The following is an 18,801-nucleotide window of genomic DNA, read 5'->3' on the forward strand; positions in this document are numbered from 1 at the left end:
TCCAGGGAATCGGTGACGTTGAACATCACCAGCCTGCCATGACCGCCCTCTCTCAGCGAATTTGCAGAACTCTCAGCACACTACCTCACCTTGATGGCTCCCTCGGTGATTGGTGCGGGCAGCGTATACGCAAGGGGGCGGGGTGGCCAAGGGGGGCACAGCGTGTGCTCGTCATCTCGATTTCGGGCCAATCGCATATGGCGATCCCCCACTCCGTCTCGGCTTCGCCGAGCCACCTCTACCCCCACATTCGCGGGGGAGAGGAAATGCTAATCGCCGAGGCTGCGGCCTTTGAAGACTTGGCATTTCCTCTCCCCCATGGACATGGGGGAGAGGTGGCCGCGCAGCGGCCGGAGTGGGGGCTGGCACCGCCGTATGCCTATTGCCTGCACTTCGTGGGGCGAGGAAACGCTAATCTCCGATATCTCAGGCTCCGATCAAACCCTGCCCATCAGCACCAGGATCAGCAGCACCACAAGCACAGCGCCGGCGATGCCCGACGGCCCATAACCCCAGGAGCGTGAGTGCGGCCAGGCCGGTACGGCGCCGATCAGGATCAGGATCAAAACGATGATGAGGATGGTGCTGACGGTCATTAAGAGTCCCTCGCCTTGCTGGTCGGATATGAGGGGACAATGCAAAAGGCCGCCCGGTTGTTCCGGACGGCCTTTTGTCCGACTGGTTGAATGCAGCTATTCCGCGGCTTTCGGGAAGGCGATTGCCGGTTCATCGAGCGGGCTCGGCCCCACAGGCGCATCGGGCTTCTTGTCGCGGCCGAACAGCCGGCGGAAGAACGCGTAGAAGCGGCTGTTCTTGCTGCGCGTGAAGATCATCAGCATCGACGGCGTCACCACCAGCGTCAGCAGCGTGGCGAAGGACAGGCCGAAGACGATGGCCGAGGACAGCGAAATCCACCATTGCGTCGACGGCGCGTTGATCGTCGTCTCGTGATGGAAGATTTCGAGGCCAAGACCAAAGGCGATCGGCAGCACGCCGAGGATGGCCGATACCGCCGTCAGCACCACCGGGCGGGCACGTTCGCGGCAGGTCTGCAGCACCGCCTCCATCTTGTCCCAGCCCTCTTCGCGCAGCCGGTCATAGGTGTCGATGAGCACGATGTTGTTGTTCACCACCACGCCGGCCAGTGCGATGACGCCGATGCCCGACATGACGATGCCGAAGGCTTCGCCTGTCAGCAGCAGCCCCAGGAACACACCGATCGTCGCCATGACCACGCAGGACAGCACCAGAAGCACGCTGGTGAACTTGTTGAACTGCATCAGCAGCACCAGGAAGATCAGGAAGATCGCCGCACCGAAGGCCTTGCCGAGGAAGGCGCTGGCTTCAGCGCTGTCCTCGTTGGAACCGGCCAGCTTCCAGCGTATGCCGCTGTCGAGCTTCATGTCGGTGACCGCCTTGGTCACCTCCGCCTGCACCGCCGCGACCTGGTTACCGGCGGCGACGTTGGCCTGGACGACCACGGTGCGGGCGCCGTCGATGCGGTTGAGGATGCCGACCGTCGGCTCCGGCTTGCGCACGACGAAGTTGGAGATCGGCACCGAGCCTTGCGCGGTCTGCACCCTGAGCTCATCGAGCGTCGACAGCGTGCGCCGGTCTTCGGGCAGGCGCAGCCTGATGTCGACGGCGTCGTCGGCGCCGGCGGGCCTATATTCCGAGAGCTTCAAGCCATTGGTCACCAACTGCACCACGGTGCCGACCGCGGTCGGGCTGATGCCGTACTGCGCCGCCTTGGCGCGGTCGACCTCGAGCGCCCAGTCGACGCCGGGCGGCGGCAGGCCGTCGGAAACGTCGATGACGCCGGGCACCTTGGCGATGCGCGCCGCGACCGCACGGGCCTGGTCGTCAAGCCCTTTTGGATCGATGGCTGAAAGCCGGAGCTGGACCGCCTTGCCTGTGGGAGGACCGGCCTCCGGCACGCGCACTTCGACATCGACGCCGGGAATGCCGGCCATGACGGTGCGCAGCTCATCCAGGATATTGTTCGCCGATTTGCGCTCGCGCCAGTCGATGAACTCATACTGGATGACGCCGACGACGTCCTCCGGCACGTCCTGTCCGCCGCCCTGCGTCTTGCCGACGCGGGTGTAGACCGATTTCACGCCGGGCCAGCCGAGCAGCCGGTTTTCGGCGATCCTGGTTGCCGTATCCATTTCGGCCAGCGAGAGATTGCCGCGGGCATGCACATAGAGCAGGCCGTAGTCGGGCTCGACGCTGGGGAAGAACTCGACGCCGGCGCCGTATTTGGAATAGGCGAAGCCAACGCCGGTCAAAAGCACGGCGGTAAGCACCAGCACGGTGATGGGGAAGCGCACCGCCTGCTTGACCAGCGCCATGTACCAGCCGTCGCGATTGTGTTCCTCGTGATGCTCCGGCGCCTTGGCGAAGAGCGCGCCCAGCGTCGGCGCGAACACCAGCGCATAAAGCATCGAGGCCGACAGCGTGACGATCAGCGTGATCGGCATGTATTTCATGAAGTCGCCGATGATGCCGGGCCAGAACAGCAGCGGCGAAAACGCCGCGATGCGCGTCATCGTCGCGGCGATGACCGGACCGGCCATGCGCTTGGCGGCCAGCGTGAAGGCTTCCGCCTTCGGCATGCCTTCGCCCATGCGCCTTTCGGCGAATTCGGTGACGATGATGGCGTCGTCGACCAGCATGCCGACCGCCAGGATAAGGCTGAACAGCACGATCATGTTGATCGTGTAGCCCATCATCGCAAGCAGCAGGATGCCGATGAGGAAGGATGACGGAATGGCAAGCCCGATCAGCAGCGAGGCGCGTCCCGACAGTGCATAGAGGATGACGATGAACACCAGGATGACGGCGATCATCACGTGGTTCTGCAGGTCGCCCAGCAGCTGGTTGACGAAGACGGACTTGTCCTGCGTGTAGGTGATGTTCATGCCTTCCGGCATGGTCTTGACGTAGGCGTCGGACACTTCCCGCACCTTGGCCAGCGTGTCGATCAGATTGGCGCCGATGCGCTTCTTGACTTCAATGGCGATGGCCGGCTTGCCGTTGAGGCGGGTGATGGTCGTGGCATCGGCAAAGGTCGACCGGATCGTGGCGATGTCCTTGGCCTGGACGACGGCATTGGGTCCGGCAACCACCGGCAGCGACGCCACATCCTCTGGTGTTTCGATCAGCGACGGCACCTTGACCGCGTATTTGCCTTCCGAACCCTCGATATTGCCGGCGGCGACCAGGCTGTTGGAAGCGCCGACCGCGCCGATCAACTGGTCGAGCTGCAGGCCGTAGGAGGACAGCTTCATCGGGTCGATGACGACTTCGACAAGATCGTCGCGCGCGCCTTGTATGGTGCCCTCAAGAACGCCCGGTACTTCCTCGATGCGGTCGCGCAGTTCGCGCGCCGCCGCCGTAAGCACACGCTCGGGCACATCGCCGGACAGCGTGACGACCAGGACGGGAAACTCGGAAATGTTGACCTCGGTAACAACCGGTTCTTCTGCCGCTTGGGGCAGGTCAGCCTTCGCGTCCTGAACCTTCGAGCGTGTATCTGTCACCGCGGTGTCGACTTTTATAGACGGCAGAAACTCAAGAAAGACAAAGGCGCCGCCCTGATAGGCGGATGATTTCATCTCCTTTAACCCCTTAAGACTCTTAAGCTTTGCCTCCAGCGGCCTAAGCAGAAGTCTTTCAGCGTCTTCGGGCGCAATGCCTTGATAGGCGACATTTATATAAACATAAGGGGTAGGAACGTCGGGTTCCGCTTCCTTCGGTGTCGACTGATAGGCGACCCAGCCCGCCAGCAGCAGGAAGACCAGCACCGCAATGGTCAGCCGGGCATTGTTGATCGCGAGTTTGACGATATCCATGGCCTGTTCTCAAGATTTCAGGAGCCGCATTGCGGCGGGGACGGCTCCGGCCGGGGCCGCTCCGGCGCTACTGCGTTGTCGCTTCGCCCAACAGTTTCTGGATGGTCGCCTGGTCGGCCTCGACCGGCTTGACGACGTCGCCTTCCTTGACGAGCTCCTGGCCGGCGACGATGACGCGGGCATCGGCGGGAATGCCGCCAAGCACGAGCCCCTTCGGCGAGTCGTCGACCAGGTCGATCGGGAAGAACACCACCTTGTTGTCCTTGTCGACGGCACGGATGCCGAGGTCGCCCTTGTCGCCCAGCGTCACCACGGAGCGCGGCAACATGACGGCATCGGTCGGCTGCGCGCTGAGCGAAATCTCGGCCGTCATGCCCGCCGGCACGGAGCCATCGGCATTGGGGACGGCGATCTCGACGCGGAAGGTTCGGGTGGCCGACGAGGCGTCGCGGCTGATGTAGCGCACGGTGCCTTCGACGGTCTGGCCGCTGACCAGCCGCACAGCAGCCTTGTCGCCGAGCTTGAGATAGCCGAGGTCGCGTTCGCTGACTTCACCGCGCGCAATCACCGGATCGAGCTTGAGGATGGTTGCCACCTCGCCGCCCTGCATGATGGAACTGCCGAGCTCCACCGGCACCCGGTCGATGACGCCGTCGAAGGGCGCCTTGACCTGATTGCGGTCGAGTTCGGCCTGCGCCGTTTCCAGCTGCGACTGCGCAGCGGTCAGGTTCGAACGCGCCGTGTCGAGCTGCAGCTTGGGCAGATTGCCGGTCTTCATGAGCCGCAGCGATGCGTCGAGTTCAGCCTGGCGCTGCGCGACGAGCTGCTTGGCACTGTCGACCATCGAGATCTTTTCTTCGGCCGCCAGCATCAGCACCAGGTCGCCGGTCTTGACGTGATCGCCCTGCTTGACCGGCAGCTTTTCGATGACGCCGGCGACGCGCGTCGCCAGCACGGCGCGCTTGTCGGCCTCGGTCAGCCCGGAAATGCGGATGGCGCGGGCATAGGTCTTGCGCGGCGGCGTCACCACAGCGACGGTCCGCAGCGGCGCCTTCGGTTCGGCCTCGGCCGCCTTGGCTGCATCCGGCGCCTTGGCCTGATCGCCCGGCTTGGCCTGATCGCCTGCCTTGCCAGCACCTTCGACAGCGGCGCTGCCGACCGACGAGAACGCGCCTGTTCCCATCCAGGCGGCGAAGCCGATGAGCACGACAATAGCGGCAAGCTTGTGAAACCTGATCTTCGGCATCATTGTTTTTCCACTGCGGGGTTCGGCCAAGTCGTTATCCAACAGGAGTCCGTCGTCTAACAGCTACCGTGTCTTCCAACTCGGGCGCGTCGCCGATATGGGTGCGCGCCAGGCCGTGTTCAATTTGCCGTGAACGGCGAAGCCGCGCTTCTACATCAAAGTTGCATCGCAATACAGTCGAAAAGTTGCAGGAACATTGTGCCAGGCGATGTAGTGTGGCCAACGAGAAACGGTTTTGTCGGCGCCCCGTCATTCGACGGAACCGCAGCCCCGGCGCCGCACGGATGCTGGAACCGACTTGTTTCAAGGCGTTACGAGCGCTGACATCACCCTGTGCCCCCACTAGTTTTTGACGCTCAAATGTGGGCGCGACCTGCGTAGCCACTCAGTGAATGGCAGCAGGCGTCAGTATGATTTTGTATACCGTCACACGCAACGGTTGTTCCGGGACGGAAAGTCATCGGCGCTACTCCGATTTGCCGAACACTTCGCTGATCGTCTTGATCGATCCGGGCGGACTCAGGCCCGCCGGCGTTCCGCCTCCGGCTTCTTGCGGGCGGCGAGGAATTCCTTCACCCGCCGTCCCGGTGCCGGCCCGCGCACCGGTTTGAAGCCGTCATCGAGTTCGCCGGAAAGATCGAGCGTCGGCCGCTTGCCGACGGCGTCGTAATTCTCCTCCAGCCAGTCGCTCGCCGCTATGCGGCCAAGGTCGCGCAAATAGGTCAAAAAAGCCCATTCGGCGTTGACCTTGGACGACGCCGACAGATCCTTGAACGCCTCGTCGGCATCGATGCGGTGCATGCGGATGTCGCGGTATTCGCCACGCGGCAGCCGGCCGGCGGCGATCAGCTCCTTGACGAAGGCGATCGAGCGGAATTCGTTCAGCAGCCCGGCATTGAAGGTGATCTCGTCGATGCGGTTCTGGATCTCGTTGGCGCTTTTCGGCGTGCCTTCGCGCACCACCGGATTGATCTGCACCAAAAGCACATCCTCCGTCGCCGCCGTCTTGAAGAACGGAAACAGCGCCGGATTGCCGCCATAGCCGCCATCCCAATAGGGCACGCCCTTGATCTCGACGGCGCGGAACAATTGCGGCAGGCAGGCCGAGGCCATCACCGTGTCGAGGTCGATCTCGCCGTCGGAAAAGACGCGCAGCTGGCCGGTCTCGACATTGGTCGCCGAAATGAACAGCTCCATCGACTTGCAGGCGTGAACATTTTTGAAATCGATCTCCTGCTCGACCACGTCGCGCAGCGGGTTAAAGCCCAGCGGATTGGCGACATAGGGCGAAAACACTCGGGACATGGTGTCGAAGAAGAAATAGCCGGGCGTGTTCTCGATCGACCAGTTGCCCCAGGCGACGTCCCACGGCATGCGCTGCACCGGGCTGAAGCGGCCCTTGACCGCCACCGCGCGCCAGAAGTCGTCGAGCTTTTGTCGTGCACCCTCGACGCCGCCGCGCACAAAACCATCGGCCAGCGCCACGGCATTCATCGCGCCGGCGCTGGTGCCGGACACGGCTGAAATGTCGAGCCTGCCATCCTCCAGCAGCCGGTCGAGTACACCCCAGGAGAAAGCCCCGTGCGAGCCGCCGCCCTGCAGCGCGATGTTGATCTTCTTCGTTTCCTCCGCCTTGCCGTTTTTGGTCATGGCGTTCCTGTTCGGTTTGGTCGCTGCTGCCTCATCCCGCCCGGGAATCGGGAGGGTTCGACTGCAGCGGACTTATGTTGCAGCGCAGCATATAAGGGATGACCCAGGCAAGAACACGAACACGGTCGCGTGATCACATGAAATTTAGGTCATGAGAGAATGGCGTCTCACCGCCGAGGTCTTCGCCCTACGAATACCCCCACCCTTGATCCCTCCCCACAAGGGGGAGGGAGACTTGGTAGGCGCCGATCGCAACAAATCGCCGACGTTTCGTCATAAAGGGATGGCGCGCGGCAGCTTCCCTCCCCCTTGTGGGGTCCGAAGGACGGGCGAGACCCGTGGCTCGCCCCGGCAGGCTAGGGTGGGGGTCCTCTTCGCAAAAATCTGTCCTTGGAGCCTCAGGCAACAAGCTTCGGCACCGGCCCGATATAGCGCGACTGTGGACGGATCAGCCGCCCCGTCGTCTGCTGTTCGCGCGCATGCGCGATCCAGCCGGCGACACGTCCGGCGGCAAAGACATTGCTGAACGCCTGTGGCGGAAAGCCAGCCGCCTCAAGCACAAGCGCTGTGTAAAACTCGACATTGGTCTGCAGCGAACGCTGCGGTTTGGCGATTCGCAGCACATCGAGTGCCGTCTGCTCGACCTGTTCGGCGAAGGCCAGCCGCCGGCCGGTCTCGCCCTCGCTGCCGAGCTGCCGCACCACCCCCTTCAGCACATCGGCGCGCGGATCGCGCACGCGGTAGATACGATGGCCGAAACCCATGATGCGCTCGCCATGCGCGACCTTCTCGCGCAGCCAACCGGCCGCGTCGCCATGCGCCTGGATTGCATCGAGCATCTCGATCACCGGGCCGGGCGCGCCGCCGTGCAGCGGCCCCTTGAGCGCGCCGAGCCCGGCCAGCACCGACGATGTCAGCCCTGCCAGCGTCGAAGCGACGACGCGGGTGGCGAAGGTCGAGGCGTTGAGGCCGTGATCGCAGACGGTGACCAGATAGGTGTCGAGTGCCCTTGCCAGCGCCGGCGACGGGACGGATCCCTCGAGCATCCTCAGCATGTCGGCGGCATGATCGGCCTTCGCGTCAGGTGCGATCGGCTGCTCGCCACGCGCCAGGCGCAGCAGAGCCGGCGTCAGCACAGCGGGCGCCGCGATCAGCCGCAAGGCGTCCGTCGGTGTCTCGCCATCCGGCAGCAGCGCCATGCCGGCGCGCATGGCGCCATAGATCTCAATCGGTGCGAGCAGCGGCAGCGAGGGTGCAAGCCGCTCGAACACCTCGACGCGAGCCTTGCCCAGCCTCGCTGCCAGTACGGCATCGCCGGGAAGGCCGTCGAAGAAGCCGTCGAGCAACAGGCGAACCACTTGCGCATAGCGCCAGCGTCCCGCCAATTCCGGCAGCGAATGACCGCGGATCGTCAGGCGGCCGCCAAGGCCATCGACATCGGAGAGCACGGTCTCCGCCGCCACCACATCATCGAGCCCGTTCGCCATATCTCATCCCCTTGCAGCTTTTCTGCATGGGAGATAAGGGTTGGGCTGCGCCTCGATCAATCTTGATCAATATAATCAATATGTGAGCTAAAAATGTCCGAATGGCTGTCGCGGGAAGAGGCGCTGGAAAGGCTCAAGGTCCGGCCGCAGACGCTCTACGCCTATGTCAGCCGTGGCCGCATCGGCATGCGGCCGGATGAGAGCGACCCGCGCCGCAGCCAGTACCGCGCCGACGACATCGCGGCATTGGCGACCCGCCGGGCGCGGGGCCGCAGTCCCTCGGCCATCGCCGAGAGTGCGATCGCCTGGGGCGAACCCTCGATCGCAACAGCAATTTCGACCGTTCTGCACGGGAGCCTCATCTACCGAGGGCAAGACGCCGTTGCGCTCTCCAAATCGGCGACGCTGGAGGAAACCGCCGCTCTGCTGTGGGCCTCGGCCGAACCGGTGACGTTCAAAGCTCCGTCACCTGAAGCGCCTCATCCAGTCGGCCGCGCCTCGGCCTTTGCGCAGCTTGCCATGCTTGCAGGCCACGGGCGGCCTTCGCTAGGACGCAGCGCCGCCTCGCTGTGCACCGAGGCCGCGCGCACAGTCGGAGCGCTGGCGCAGTCGCTGGGCGCTGAAGCCGGCACAGCGCCCGTCCATAAGCGCCTGGCGCAGGGCTGGTCGGTGGATGATGCCGGCGCGGAAGCGATCCGCTGCGCCCTCGTCCTGCTCGCCGATCATGAACTCAACGCATCGACCTTCGCCGCCCGCGTCGCAGCGTCCACAGGCGCCTCGCCTGCCGCATGCCTGCTGGCCGGCCTGGCAACGCTGTCCGGCCCGCGCCACGGTGGCGCCGGCGAAGCGGTGATGCAACTGGCTGAAGATGCAGCAGCCCACGGCGCGGATGCGGCGATCCGGCGCTGGCTCGGCCATGACCGGCCCTTGCCGGCGTTCGGCCATCCGCTCTATCCCGACGGCGATCCCCGTGCCACCGCACTTCTGGCAGTCATCCCTGTCGACGAGACACTGCAACAGCTGCAAAAAGCCGCCATGGCGGCGGCCGGTGCCCAGCCCAACATCGACTTCGCCCTGGCCGCACTAACGCGCGGCCTTGGCTTGCCGCGCGATGCACCGTTCCAGCTGTTTGCGCTCGGACGCAGTGTCGGCTGGGCCGCGCATATGGTCGAACAGATCATTAGCGGCAGCATCATCAGGCCGCGTGGCCGCTATGAGGGACGCGTGACTTAAGCCGACCTGGCCGTGTTCCCGAACCGCGCACGGTACGCGACGGGCGTCGTGGCGAACTGCTGACGAAAATGATGCCGCAGCGTGCCTGCCGCGCCAAAGCCGGCGGTCTCGGCAATGCGTTCGATCGGCATGGCGGTGTCTTCCAGCAGCGTGCGCGCCCGCGAAAGCCGTTCCGACAGCAGCCAGCGCGCCGGCGTGACGCCGGTTGCGGCCGCAAAGCGGCGCAGAAACGTCCGCTCGCTCATCCCGGCAAGCTCGGCCAAGATGGCGACGGGATAGTCGGCGGAAATATCGGCGCGCATCCTGTCGATCAACGGTCCAAGCCGGCTGCGTTCGTGCAGCTCGGGAACGGAACTTTCGACATACTGCGCCTGGCCGCCATCGCGATGCGGCGGCACCACCAGACGCCGCGCCACCATGTTTGCAGCCTTGGTGCCGAAGTCGCGCCGAACCAGATGCAGGCAAAGATCGATGCCCGCGGCACTGCCGGCGGAAGTCAGGACATTTCCCTCATCGATGTACAGGATATCCGGAACCACGGTGATGTCAGGGTAGAGCTCCGTCAGCTTCTCGCTATAGCGCCAGTGCGTCGTCGCTCTTTTGCCCGCAAGCAGGCCGGCCGCCGCAAGCACGAACACGCCCGAACAGATCGAAAGAATGCGAGCGCCGCGCTCGCTCGCCTTCCGCAGCGCCTCGATCAGCGCCGGCGGCACCGGAGCCTCCGACCCGCGCCATCCCGGTACGATCACCGTGCCGGCCTGGCCGATCAGATCGATCCCGCCGTCGGCAACAATACGCACGCCGCCCTGCGCGCGCATTTCACCGGTATCAATACCGGCAACCGCAAAACGGTACCAATCCTCACCCATTTCCGGCCGGGGCAAGGCGAAGATCTCAACCGCCACGCCAAACTCGAACGTGCACAGCCCGTCATAGGCAACGGCAACGACAAGAGGGTTGGCAGGGCGCGGATTGGCAGAGGATGGCATGATCTTGACGATATATGGCAAAGCTGCCAGCTGCAATCGCCCTGCTTCCTGTCTTATCTCTCCGTCGCATCAGCAATGGAGATACGAGGATGAGCCACGTGACAGACATTCCGGCGGCATCGCCGGAAATCGCCCGCGACCATTTTCTGCGCCGGCTTTCCGTCGAGACCGACTGTTCCGACGTCGCCGCCGCACTGCCTGCCGGAGAGCCGGACTTTGTTCTCCTGCATGTGGTCGGTTCGCCGGAAGCCTATGGACGCCGCCATGTGCCCGGCGCGCTGCATCTGCCCCACCGCGAAATATCGGCCGAGCGGATGGTGCAATGGCCCGAAAAGACGCTGTTCGTCGTCTATTGCGCGGGACCGCATTGCAATGGCGCGGATCAGGCGGCCTTCAAGCTGGCCAGCCTCGGTCGTCCCGTGAAGATCATGATCGGCGGCATAACCGGTTGGCAGGACGAGGACCTTCCTTTCGCTTCAGGCAAGGAGCCCGGTGTCTTGTACGCGTGAGGCCAAGGGCAGGCTGCGCGGCAGCGTCCACGCGATATGGTCGGGCTGGAGCAAGCATGCAGAAGGCGATGGTTAGAATTCGTCCATTCGTGCGCCAGGATGTCGGTGCGGTGCTCGCCCTCATGAGGGCGCTAGCTGTCTTCGAGGGTTATGACGACAAGCTTCGCATCACCGAAGCGAACCTCATCGAGCACGGGCTGGGGCCATCGCCCCGGTTCGGCGTGTTGGTGGCGGAGCGAGAGGGCGTGATCGTCGGCATCGCCGTCCACTACCTCATCCCCTGGACCTACGACCTGAAGCCGGTTGTCTGGCTGAAGGAACTCTACGTCACTGAAGCGACGCGCGGCATGGGGGTCGGCCATGCGCTTGTTGAACAGATCGCCAACACGCTTTGAGCATTGGCGCCTCCGCCATCAAATGGACGGTGCTGAAATCCAACTCGCCGGCCAAAGCCTTCTACCGCTCGCTCGACGGCCAGCCCGACGATATCTGGGAACCGTGGCAGCTGAAAATCGACCCGTGACAGCCGCCTCGACCAACTGAGGGCGGTCGACCATGCGGCGGTCGCTTACGACATGGTGTCAAGCTTGCGCTGCATGGCGGCGATCTGTTGCTTCAGTTCCTGAAGGTCGTCGCCGCTCTTTTCCGGGACATCCTTGCGGGCCGGCTCGGGTGCAGCCGCGGCCGCAGCATTTGTGGCGGCGGTCGGGAACGGCGTGAACAGGCGCATCGCGTTCTGGAACATTTCCATGTTGCGGCGTGTCTGCTCTTCCAGCGCCTTGATCGGAGTGGCGATCTTCATCACATCCAGCGGCGACTTGCCGATCGCGCCCTTCATCTGCTCGCGGAATCGCTCCTGTTCCTTGGAGAAGGCCATCATCGACTGTTCGAGGAAGCTCGGCACGATCTGCTGCATCTGGTCGCCATAGAAAGCGATCAGCTGGCGCAGGAACGGGATCGGCAGCATGTTCTGCCCATCCTTGTTCTCCAGTTCGAAGATGATCTGCGTCAGCACCGGATGGGTAATGTCGTCACCGGTCTTGGCGTCCTGGACGGTGAACTCCTCGCCCTTCTTGACCATCTCGGCCAGATCCTCAAGCGTCACATAGGTGCTGGTGCCGGTATTGTAGAGCCGGCGATTGGCATATTTCTTGATAATGATAGGGTCGTCTTTCGCGGCCATCAGCATCCTCCCGGGACACCGGCGCGCCTGAGTAAGCCGCCGGTAACGATTGCGCCATTTTTAAGGATATGCGCAAAAGCTCTATAATTCCAAGCGCTTTGTGCAGTGCGGCATCATTTATTGCTGCATGGCGGGCCGATTATGCTGCGCAGCAAAGGTTGGACTTTCGCGCCGGCCGCCCGCGCCCTGCTTGCGGCGCTTGGCCGGCATGCCCATTTCCGGTTTGACTTGGGGTGTGGAACGGGCAAGAAAAGTCCCAACAAGCCCCCAAGAACACGACACCTCGAAGTCTGGAGAGAAAAATGTCCGCTTCCAATTCAATCGTCGTTGCCAGCGCCGCACGCACGGCTGTCGGCTCCTTCAACGGCGCGTTCGCCGCCACCCCGGCACATGAACTTGGCGCCGTCGTCATCAGGGAGCTTTTGGCGCGCGCCGGCGTCGAACCGGGCGAAGTCGACGAGGTCATTCTCGGCCAGGTGCTGACCGCCGCGCAGGGCCAGAACCCCGCCCGCCAGGCGTCGATCAATGCCGGCCTGCCCAAGGAGACGACCGCCTGGGGCCTCAACCAGGTTTGCGGCTCGGGCCTGCGCGCCATCGCGCTCGGCATGCAGCAGATCGCCGCCGGCGACGCCACTGTGATCATCGCCGGCGGCCAGGAATCGATGTCGCTGTCGCCGCACGCCGAGCACCTGCGCGCCGGCGTCAAGATGGGCGACTACAAGATGATCGATACCATGATCAAGGACGGGTTGTGGGACGCCTTCAACGGCTACCACATGGGCAACACCGCCGAGAACGTCGCCCGCCAGTTCCAGATCACCCGCGACGACCAGGACCAGTTTGCGCTGGCCTCGCAAAACAAGGCCGAGGCCGCGCAGAAGGCCGGCAAGTTCAAGGACGAGATCGTCGCCTTCACGATCAAGGGCAGGAAGGGCGACACTGTCGTCGACCAGGACGAGTACATCCGCCACGGCGCCACCATCGACGCCATGTCCAAGCTGAAGCCGGCTTTCGACAAGGACGGCACCGTGACCGCCGCCAACGCGTCGGGCATCAATGACGGCGCCGCCGGCGCGCTGCTGATGAGCGAGGCTGAAGCCACAAGGCGCGGCATCACCCCGCTGGTGCGCATCGCCTCATGGGCGACGGCCGGCGTCGATCCGGCGATCATGGGCACCGGACCTATTCCCGCCTCGAAGCGGGCGCTCGAGAAGGCCGGCTGGTCGGTCAAGGACCTCGACCTTGTCGAGGCCAATGAAGCCTTCGCCGCGCAGGCCTGCGCCGTCAACAAGGGCATGGGCTGGGATACGTCGATCGTCAACGTCAATGGCGGCGCCATCGCCATCGGCCATCCGATCGGCGCGTCGGGCGCCCGCGTCTTCAACACGCTGGTTTTCGAGATGCGCCGCCGCGGCGCCAAGAAGGGCCTTGCCACGCTGTGCATCGGCGGCGGCATGGGCGTCGCTCTGTGCGTGGAAGCGCTGTGAAAGAGAAGTGAGTAGTGAATAGGGAGTAGTGAATGGGGAAGAAGGAGCAGCGCGGCGGGATATCGATCCCTACTCGCTACTCCCTACTCCCTATTCCCTTCTTCCGACCAAAGGGAGGAAGAACTTTCAATGACCAAAGTAGCGCTCGTCACCGGTGGATCGCGCGGCATCGGCGCCGCCATATCGATCGGCCTGAAGAATGCCGGTTACACCGTTGCAGCCAACTATGCCGGCAATGACGAGGCAGCGGGGAAGTTCAGCGCACAAACCGGCATCAAGGCCTACAAATGGTCGGTCGCCGACTACGACGCCTGTGCCGCCGGAATCAAACAGGTCGAGGCCGATCTCGGCCCGGTCTCGGTGCTGGTCAACAATGCCGGCATTACCCGCGACGCCATGTTCCACAAGCTGACGCGCGAGCAGTGGAAGGAAGTCATCGACACCAATCTGTCTGGGGTCTTCAACATGACGCATCCGCTGTGGGGCGGCATGCGCGACCGCAAATTCGGCCGCGTCATCACCATTTCCTCCATCAACGGCCAGAAAGGCCAGGCCGGCCAGGTCAACTATTCCGCCGCAAAGGCCGGCGACATCGGCTTCTCGAAGGCGCTGGCGCAGGAGGGCGCGCGCGCGGGCATCACAGTCAATGTCATCTGCCCCGGCTACATCGCCACCGAGATGGTCAAGGCGATCGACGAGAAGGTGCTGAATGAACGCATCATCCCGCAGATTCCGGTCGGCCGCCTCGGCGAACCGGAAGAGATCGCGCGTTGCGTCGTCTTCCTCGCTTCCGAAGACGCCGGCTTCATCACCGGTTCGACCATCACAGCCAATGGCGGCCAGTATTTCGCCTGAACGACAGCATTTCGCCCGGTACGACGGGCCGGCTTATGGCCCGTTTTTTCATCGCCGGCCGGCGATGTTCCCGGGCTGCGCTAGACATTGACCCGTTCCGGCACGCAAAGATTAACGATTTCTAGGCGCCCTGTGCAAACCCGGTTCGAAAACTGTGAATTCTCGGTGGACAAGCTGTGGACAACACAACATGTTGGGGTGAACAAACCAGGAAAATCCCGCCATCGCCGATTCGTCACCCATTCGTTCCGGCTTTGAGCGGAACGTTAACGACCAAGGCCGAATACCACCGGAAAATGGTTAAGGCCGATTAAGAAAATTCAACAATTTCAGAACGTTGGCTGAGGCGTATCGGATCACGACGATGCCCCGCCGGCAAAGGTTAACGCCAATGGTCGCCTTGCAGGAATCGGGCCAGTTTCCGCGATTCAGCATATGGTGAGACTCAGGCTCGCAAAATCCACATGTAGCCGTGAACAAAAGCTGAATCTGCCGGAGTCACTGATTCGTCGCCGATTCGTTCCAGACTCGTTCCAACTGTTAATTGAGACCTCAAAGACGAACCGTGGGATTGCCGGCCGGAACATTCCGCTTTCGCTTCGCGCCTGAAATCCCTATGTGTCGCCTGTCATACGCGCCACGCGAGGCGCGCTCCCGACAACACGATGCAGAAAGCCTCATCTCCAGGCCGATGAACATCCAGCCGAAACACACCGAGCCGCTGATCCTGTCGGGCCGCGACGTGACTGCCGTGCTGGGTCCGACCAACACCGGCAAGACCCATCTCGCCATCGAGCGCATGGTGGCGCATGAGAGCGGCATTATCGGCCTGCCGCTCCGCCTTCTGGCGCGCGAGGTCTATGCCCGCGTCTGCGAAAAGGTCGGCGCCCACAAGGTGGCGCTCATCACCGGCGAGGAAAAAATCCAGCCGCCCGGCGCGAAATATTCGGTCTGCACCGTCGAAGCCATGCCGCGCGAGACCGACGTTGCCTTCGTCGCCATCGACGAGGTGCAGCTCGCCGGCGACCTCGAGCGCGGCCATATCTTCACCGACCGAATCCTGCACCTGCGCGGGCGCCAGGAAACGCTGCTGCTCGGCGCGGCCACCATGCATGGCATCCTGCAAAAGCTGCTAAGAGGCGTCTCGGTGGTGACGCGCCCTCGCCTGTCGCACCTGGCCTATGCCGGTTCGAAGAAATTGACCCGCCTGCCGCGGCGTACGGCGATCGTCGCTTTCTCCGCCGACGAGGTCTATGCCATCGCTGAGCTGATCCGCCGCCAGCAAGGAGGAGCGGCGGTCGTGCTCGGCGCGCTGTCGCCCCGCACCCGCAACGCCCAGGTGGCAATGTTCCAGGCAGGCGACGTCGACTATCTCGTCGCCACCGACGCCATCGGCATGGGCCTCAACCTTGATCTCGATCATGTCGCCTTCGCCCAGAACCGCAAATTCGACGGCTACCAGTACCGCAACCTGACGGCGGCCGAGCTCGGCCAGATCGCCGGCCGCGCCGGCCGGCATCTGCGCGACGGCACCTTCGGCGTCACCGGCCAGGTCGATCCGCTGGACGAGGAACTGGTCAAGCGCATCGAGGGGCATGAGTTCGATCCGGTAAAGGTGCTGCAATGGCGCACCGCGCATTTCGACTTCGCCAGCCTCGACGCCCTGAAGCGCTCGATCGAGACCAACGCGCCGGTCGAAGGCCTGACGCGGGCGTTGCCGGCGGTCGATGCGCAGGCGCTCGAACATCTCTCCCGCGACGAGGACATCCGCGCGCTGGCTACCAATGCCAAGCGCGTCGCGCTGCTGTGGGAAGCCTGTGCTCTGCCGGACTACCGCAAGATCGCGCCGGCCCAGCACTCCGACCTGATCGCCTCGATCTACGCCGACCTCGCCAAACACGGCCATGTCGATGAGAACTACATGGCCGAGCAGGTGCGCCGCGCCGACACCACCGAAGGCGATATCGACACGCTGTCGCACAGAATTGCCCAGATCCGCACCTGGACATTCGTGTCCAACCGGCCGGGCTGGCTGGCCGATCAGGCACACTGGCGGGAAAAGACGCGCGAAATCGAAGACAGATTGTCGGATGCGCTGCATGAGCGGTTGACGAAACGGTTTGTAGACCGCAGGACTTCCGTCCTCATGCGGCGCCTTAGAGAAAATACAATGCCTGAAGCCGAAATCAGTCCTACCGGAACCGTCCTTGTCGAAGGCCATCATGTCGGCGAGTTGCAAGGGTTCCGCTTCACCGCCGATCAGAGCGCCGGCGGCGAAGACGCCAAGGCCGTGCGTACGGCAGCGCAAAAAGCGCTGGCCGCTGAGTTCGAGGCGCGTGCCGAACGCTTCGGCGCCTGCGCCAATGGCGACCTTGCGCTCGGCTCCGACGGCACGCTGCGCTGGATCGGCGCGCCGATCGGCACGCTGGTTGCCGGCGAGGACGCGCTGAAGCCGCGCCTGGTGCTTTTGGCCGACGAGCAGTTGACCGGTCCCGCCCGCGACAAGGTCGCCGCGCGCGCCGAGCGCTTCGTCAATTTCCAGATCGAATCCTTGCTGAAGCCGCTGGTCGACTTGAAGAATGCCGAGCAGATCGCCGGCATCGGCCGTGGCATCGCCTTCCAGCTCGTCGAGCATTTCGGCCTCATCAACCGCCGCGACATTGCCGAGGAAATGAAGTCGCTCGACCAGGAGGGTCGCGCCGCCTTGCGCCGGCTCGGTGTGCGCTTCGGCGCCTACCACGTCTTCGTGCCGGCGCTGATCAAGCCGGCGCCCGCCGGACTGATTACGCTGTTGTGGGCGCTGAAGAACGACGGCAAGGACAAGCCGGGCTTTGGCGACGTGGTGCACGCCCTGGCTTCCGGCCGCACCTCGGTGGTCATCGATCCTGCTTTCGACAAGAGCTTCTACAAGCTTGCCGGATACCGCAATCTCGGGCGCCGCGCCGTGCGCATCGACATTCTGGAACGGCTGGCCGACCTGATCCGGCCTGCGACCAACTGGAAGCCCGGTCTGGGACAGCGCCCGGACGGCGCCTATGACGGCCAGTCCTTCATGGTGACGCCGCCGATGATGTCGATCCTCGGCGCCACCGCCGACGACATGGAAGAGATTCTGAAGGGCCTCGGCTATCGCGCCGAGCCGAAGCCGCCGGCAGAGGTGAAGGCGCGGCTGGAAGCACAGGACAACGCGGCGCGGGAAGCGGCTGCCGTCAAGCTGGCTGCGGACGCGGCTGCAAAAGCTGAACAGGCCAAGGCGGCCGAAGCCGTGGCAAGAGAAGCCGCCGCTGAAGCGCCGGCCGTTGGATCGGAGCCGGATGCGGTTGCCGCCGCTGAGCCTGCGGCTGAGCAGCCCGTCGCCGAAGCCGCAGCGGAGGCTGTTGCTGCGGACGCTCAGCCGGGCGCGCCTCCCGAGGGTTCGGAGCCAACTGCGGCCGTTGAAGCCACCGCCGAAGCTCCAGCCATCGAGGAAGCAACGGCGGAGCCCGTCGCGGAAGAACAGGTCGAAGCTCCCATAGAAATCGCGGAAGAAGCTCCGGCTGTTGCAGAAGCTGACGACACCGTCCCCGAAAGCGCCGACGCCACCGTCGCCGAAAACGCCGACGCCCTTACCTCCCCCTCGATGGGGGAGGTCGCGGCGCGAAGCGACGCGGGTGGGGGTGACAGCGTTGACGAAGCAGGTGCAGACACAGCAGACACTTCAGGCGCAACCGCCGACGCCGACGCTGCCCCCACCCCGGCGCTGCGCGCCGACCTTCCCCACGAGGGGGAGGGTGGAAGCGCTGAGCCTGTCCCCGAGGCCGAAGCGCCAAAGCCCATCTTGCTGTGGCGGCAGGGTCGTTTCGAGCAGCGCCCGCGCCATCGTCAAGGCCGGGACAATCGCCCGCGTAACGGCCAGGCTGCCCGCGCCGACGCGCCGGCCGACGCTGCCGGCGGACAGCCCGCAACGGGCGAGCGGCCGGCCTACCAAGGCCGGCGCGACCAGCGCGACGGTGCCGCCAAGCCACGCTTCGACCGTTCGAAGTTCAAGCCCAAGCCGCAGGCCGAGGGCGAACAGCGCCGCGACGGCAAGCCGCAAGGCGAGCGTCCGCGCGAGGGCCGGCCTGACTGGAAAGGCGGCAGGCCGGAAGGCAAAGGCGGACCGCAAGGCGCCAAGCCGGCTTTCCAGGCCAAGCCACGCGATGAACGCCCGGCGCGCTTCGATCCGGACTCGCCCTTCGCCAAGCTCGCCGCCTTGCGCGACCAGCTGAAGAAGTAGGCTCTGAGCATGATCCCGAAAAGTGGAACCGGTTTTCGGACAAGATCATG

At 64.2% G+C, this 18,801-nt stretch carries 14 protein-coding genes; 7 read left to right on the forward strand and 7 right to left on the reverse strand.

Annotated features, from left to right (window positions below; translation table 11 throughout):
* Window positions 1–437 precede the first annotated feature (437 nt).
* The 5 genes from NKI35_RS29010 to NKI35_RS29030 form a co-directional block, all read right to left on the reverse strand.
* A complete protein-coding gene (locus tag NKI35_RS29010) occupies window positions 438–596 on the reverse strand; it encodes a DUF3309 family protein (protein ID WP_023685825.1) in 159 nt (52 codons plus the stop codon).
* 96 nt (window positions 597–692) lie between these two features.
* Complete coding sequence (locus NKI35_RS29015) at window positions 693–3,857, reverse strand: efflux RND transporter permease subunit (protein ID WP_023742761.1); 3,165 nt, start codon at window positions 3,855–3,857, stop codon at window positions 693–695.
* A gap of 67 nt (window positions 3,858–3,924) precedes the next feature.
* Window positions 3,925–5,103, reverse strand: a complete 1,179-nt coding sequence (locus tag NKI35_RS29020; RefSeq protein WP_023752868.1) for an efflux RND transporter periplasmic adaptor subunit — start codon at window positions 5,101–5,103, stop codon at window positions 3,925–3,927.
* A gap of 519 nt (window positions 5,104–5,622) precedes the next feature.
* Window positions 5,623–6,753 (reverse strand): patatin-like phospholipase family protein, encoded by a 1,131-nt coding sequence (locus NKI35_RS29025; protein WP_352742229.1) that lies wholly within the window; start codon window positions 6,751–6,753, stop codon window positions 5,623–5,625.
* 398 nt (window positions 6,754–7,151) lie between these two features.
* Window positions 7,152–8,240, reverse strand: a complete 1,089-nt coding sequence (locus NKI35_RS29030) for a citrate synthase/methylcitrate synthase (RefSeq protein ID WP_352742231.1) — start codon at window positions 8,238–8,240, stop codon at window positions 7,152–7,154.
* Window positions 8,241–8,333: 93 nt separating this feature from the next.
* On the opposite strand from NKI35_RS29030, the gene NKI35_RS29035 reads away from it, so the two are divergent.
* Window positions 8,334–9,473: a citrate/2-methylcitrate synthase gene (locus tag NKI35_RS29035; RefSeq protein ID WP_352742233.1), complete on the forward strand. Its 1,140-nt coding sequence runs from the start codon at window positions 8,334–8,336 to the stop codon at window positions 9,471–9,473.
* On the opposite strand, the gene ftrA is transcribed toward NKI35_RS29035, so the two are convergent.
* The gene (ftrA, locus tag NKI35_RS29040; RefSeq protein ID WP_502897189.1) at window positions 9,470–10,462 is read right to left on the reverse strand and encodes a transcriptional regulator FtrA; all 993 of its coding nucleotides are present in this window, start codon (window positions 10,460–10,462) and stop codon (window positions 9,470–9,472) included. The genes NKI35_RS29035 and ftrA overlap by 4 nt on opposite strands.
* An 89-nt stretch (window positions 10,463–10,551) precedes the next feature.
* Here ftrA and NKI35_RS29045 point away from each other — a divergent pair, with 89 nt between their 5' ends.
* Genes NKI35_RS29045 through NKI35_RS29055 form a run of 3 tightly spaced genes read left to right on the forward strand, consistent with a single transcriptional unit; the run spans window position 10,552 to window position 11,494 of the window.
* Complete coding sequence (locus tag NKI35_RS29045; protein ID WP_352742235.1) at window positions 10,552–10,971, forward strand: rhodanese-like domain-containing protein; 420 nt, start codon at window positions 10,552–10,554, stop codon at window positions 10,969–10,971.
* A 56-nt stretch (window positions 10,972–11,027) separates the two neighbouring features.
* Window positions 11,028–11,366: a GNAT family N-acetyltransferase gene (locus NKI35_RS29050; RefSeq protein WP_352742236.1), complete on the forward strand. Its 339-nt coding sequence runs from the start codon at window positions 11,028–11,030 to the stop codon at window positions 11,364–11,366.
* Window positions 11,363–11,494 (forward strand): hypothetical protein, encoded by a 132-nt coding sequence (locus NKI35_RS29055; protein WP_352742238.1) that lies wholly within the window; start codon window positions 11,363–11,365, stop codon window positions 11,492–11,494. Before NKI35_RS29050 ends, NKI35_RS29055 begins: the two co-directional genes overlap by 4 nt.
* 45 nt (window positions 11,495–11,539) lie before the next feature.
* Here NKI35_RS29055 and phaR read toward each other — a convergent pair whose 3' ends face one another.
* Window positions 11,540–12,154, reverse strand: coding sequence for a polyhydroxyalkanoate synthesis repressor PhaR (gene phaR / locus NKI35_RS29060; RefSeq protein WP_023685813.1), 615 nt, complete (start codon window positions 12,152–12,154; stop codon window positions 11,540–11,542).
* A gap of 302 nt (window positions 12,155–12,456) precedes the next feature.
* Here phaR and NKI35_RS29065 point away from each other — a divergent pair, with 302 nt between their 5' ends.
* The 3 genes from NKI35_RS29065 (at window position 12,457) to NKI35_RS29075 (ending at window position 18,751) form a co-directional block, all read left to right on the forward strand.
* Window positions 12,457–13,641 carry an acetyl-CoA C-acetyltransferase gene (locus NKI35_RS29065; protein WP_023673832.1) on the forward strand — a complete coding sequence of 395 codons (1,185 nt, stop codon included), beginning with the start codon at window positions 12,457–12,459 and terminating at the stop codon, window positions 13,639–13,641.
* A gap of 129 nt (window positions 13,642–13,770) precedes the next feature.
* Window positions 13,771–14,496, forward strand: a complete 726-nt coding sequence (gene phbB / locus NKI35_RS29070; RefSeq protein ID WP_023698448.1) for an acetoacetyl-CoA reductase — start codon at window positions 13,771–13,773, stop codon at window positions 14,494–14,496.
* 691 nt (window positions 14,497–15,187) lie between these two features.
* On the forward strand, window positions 15,188–18,751 hold the full coding sequence (locus NKI35_RS29075; RefSeq protein WP_352742251.1) for a helicase-related protein: 3,564 nt from the start codon (window positions 15,188–15,190) through the stop codon (window positions 18,749–18,751).
* Window positions 18,752–18,801: the final 50 nt, after the last annotated feature.

This window comes from Mesorhizobium sp. M0676, from assembly GCF_040320535.1.
Lineage (GTDB): Bacteria > Pseudomonadota > Alphaproteobacteria > Rhizobiales > Rhizobiaceae > Mesorhizobium.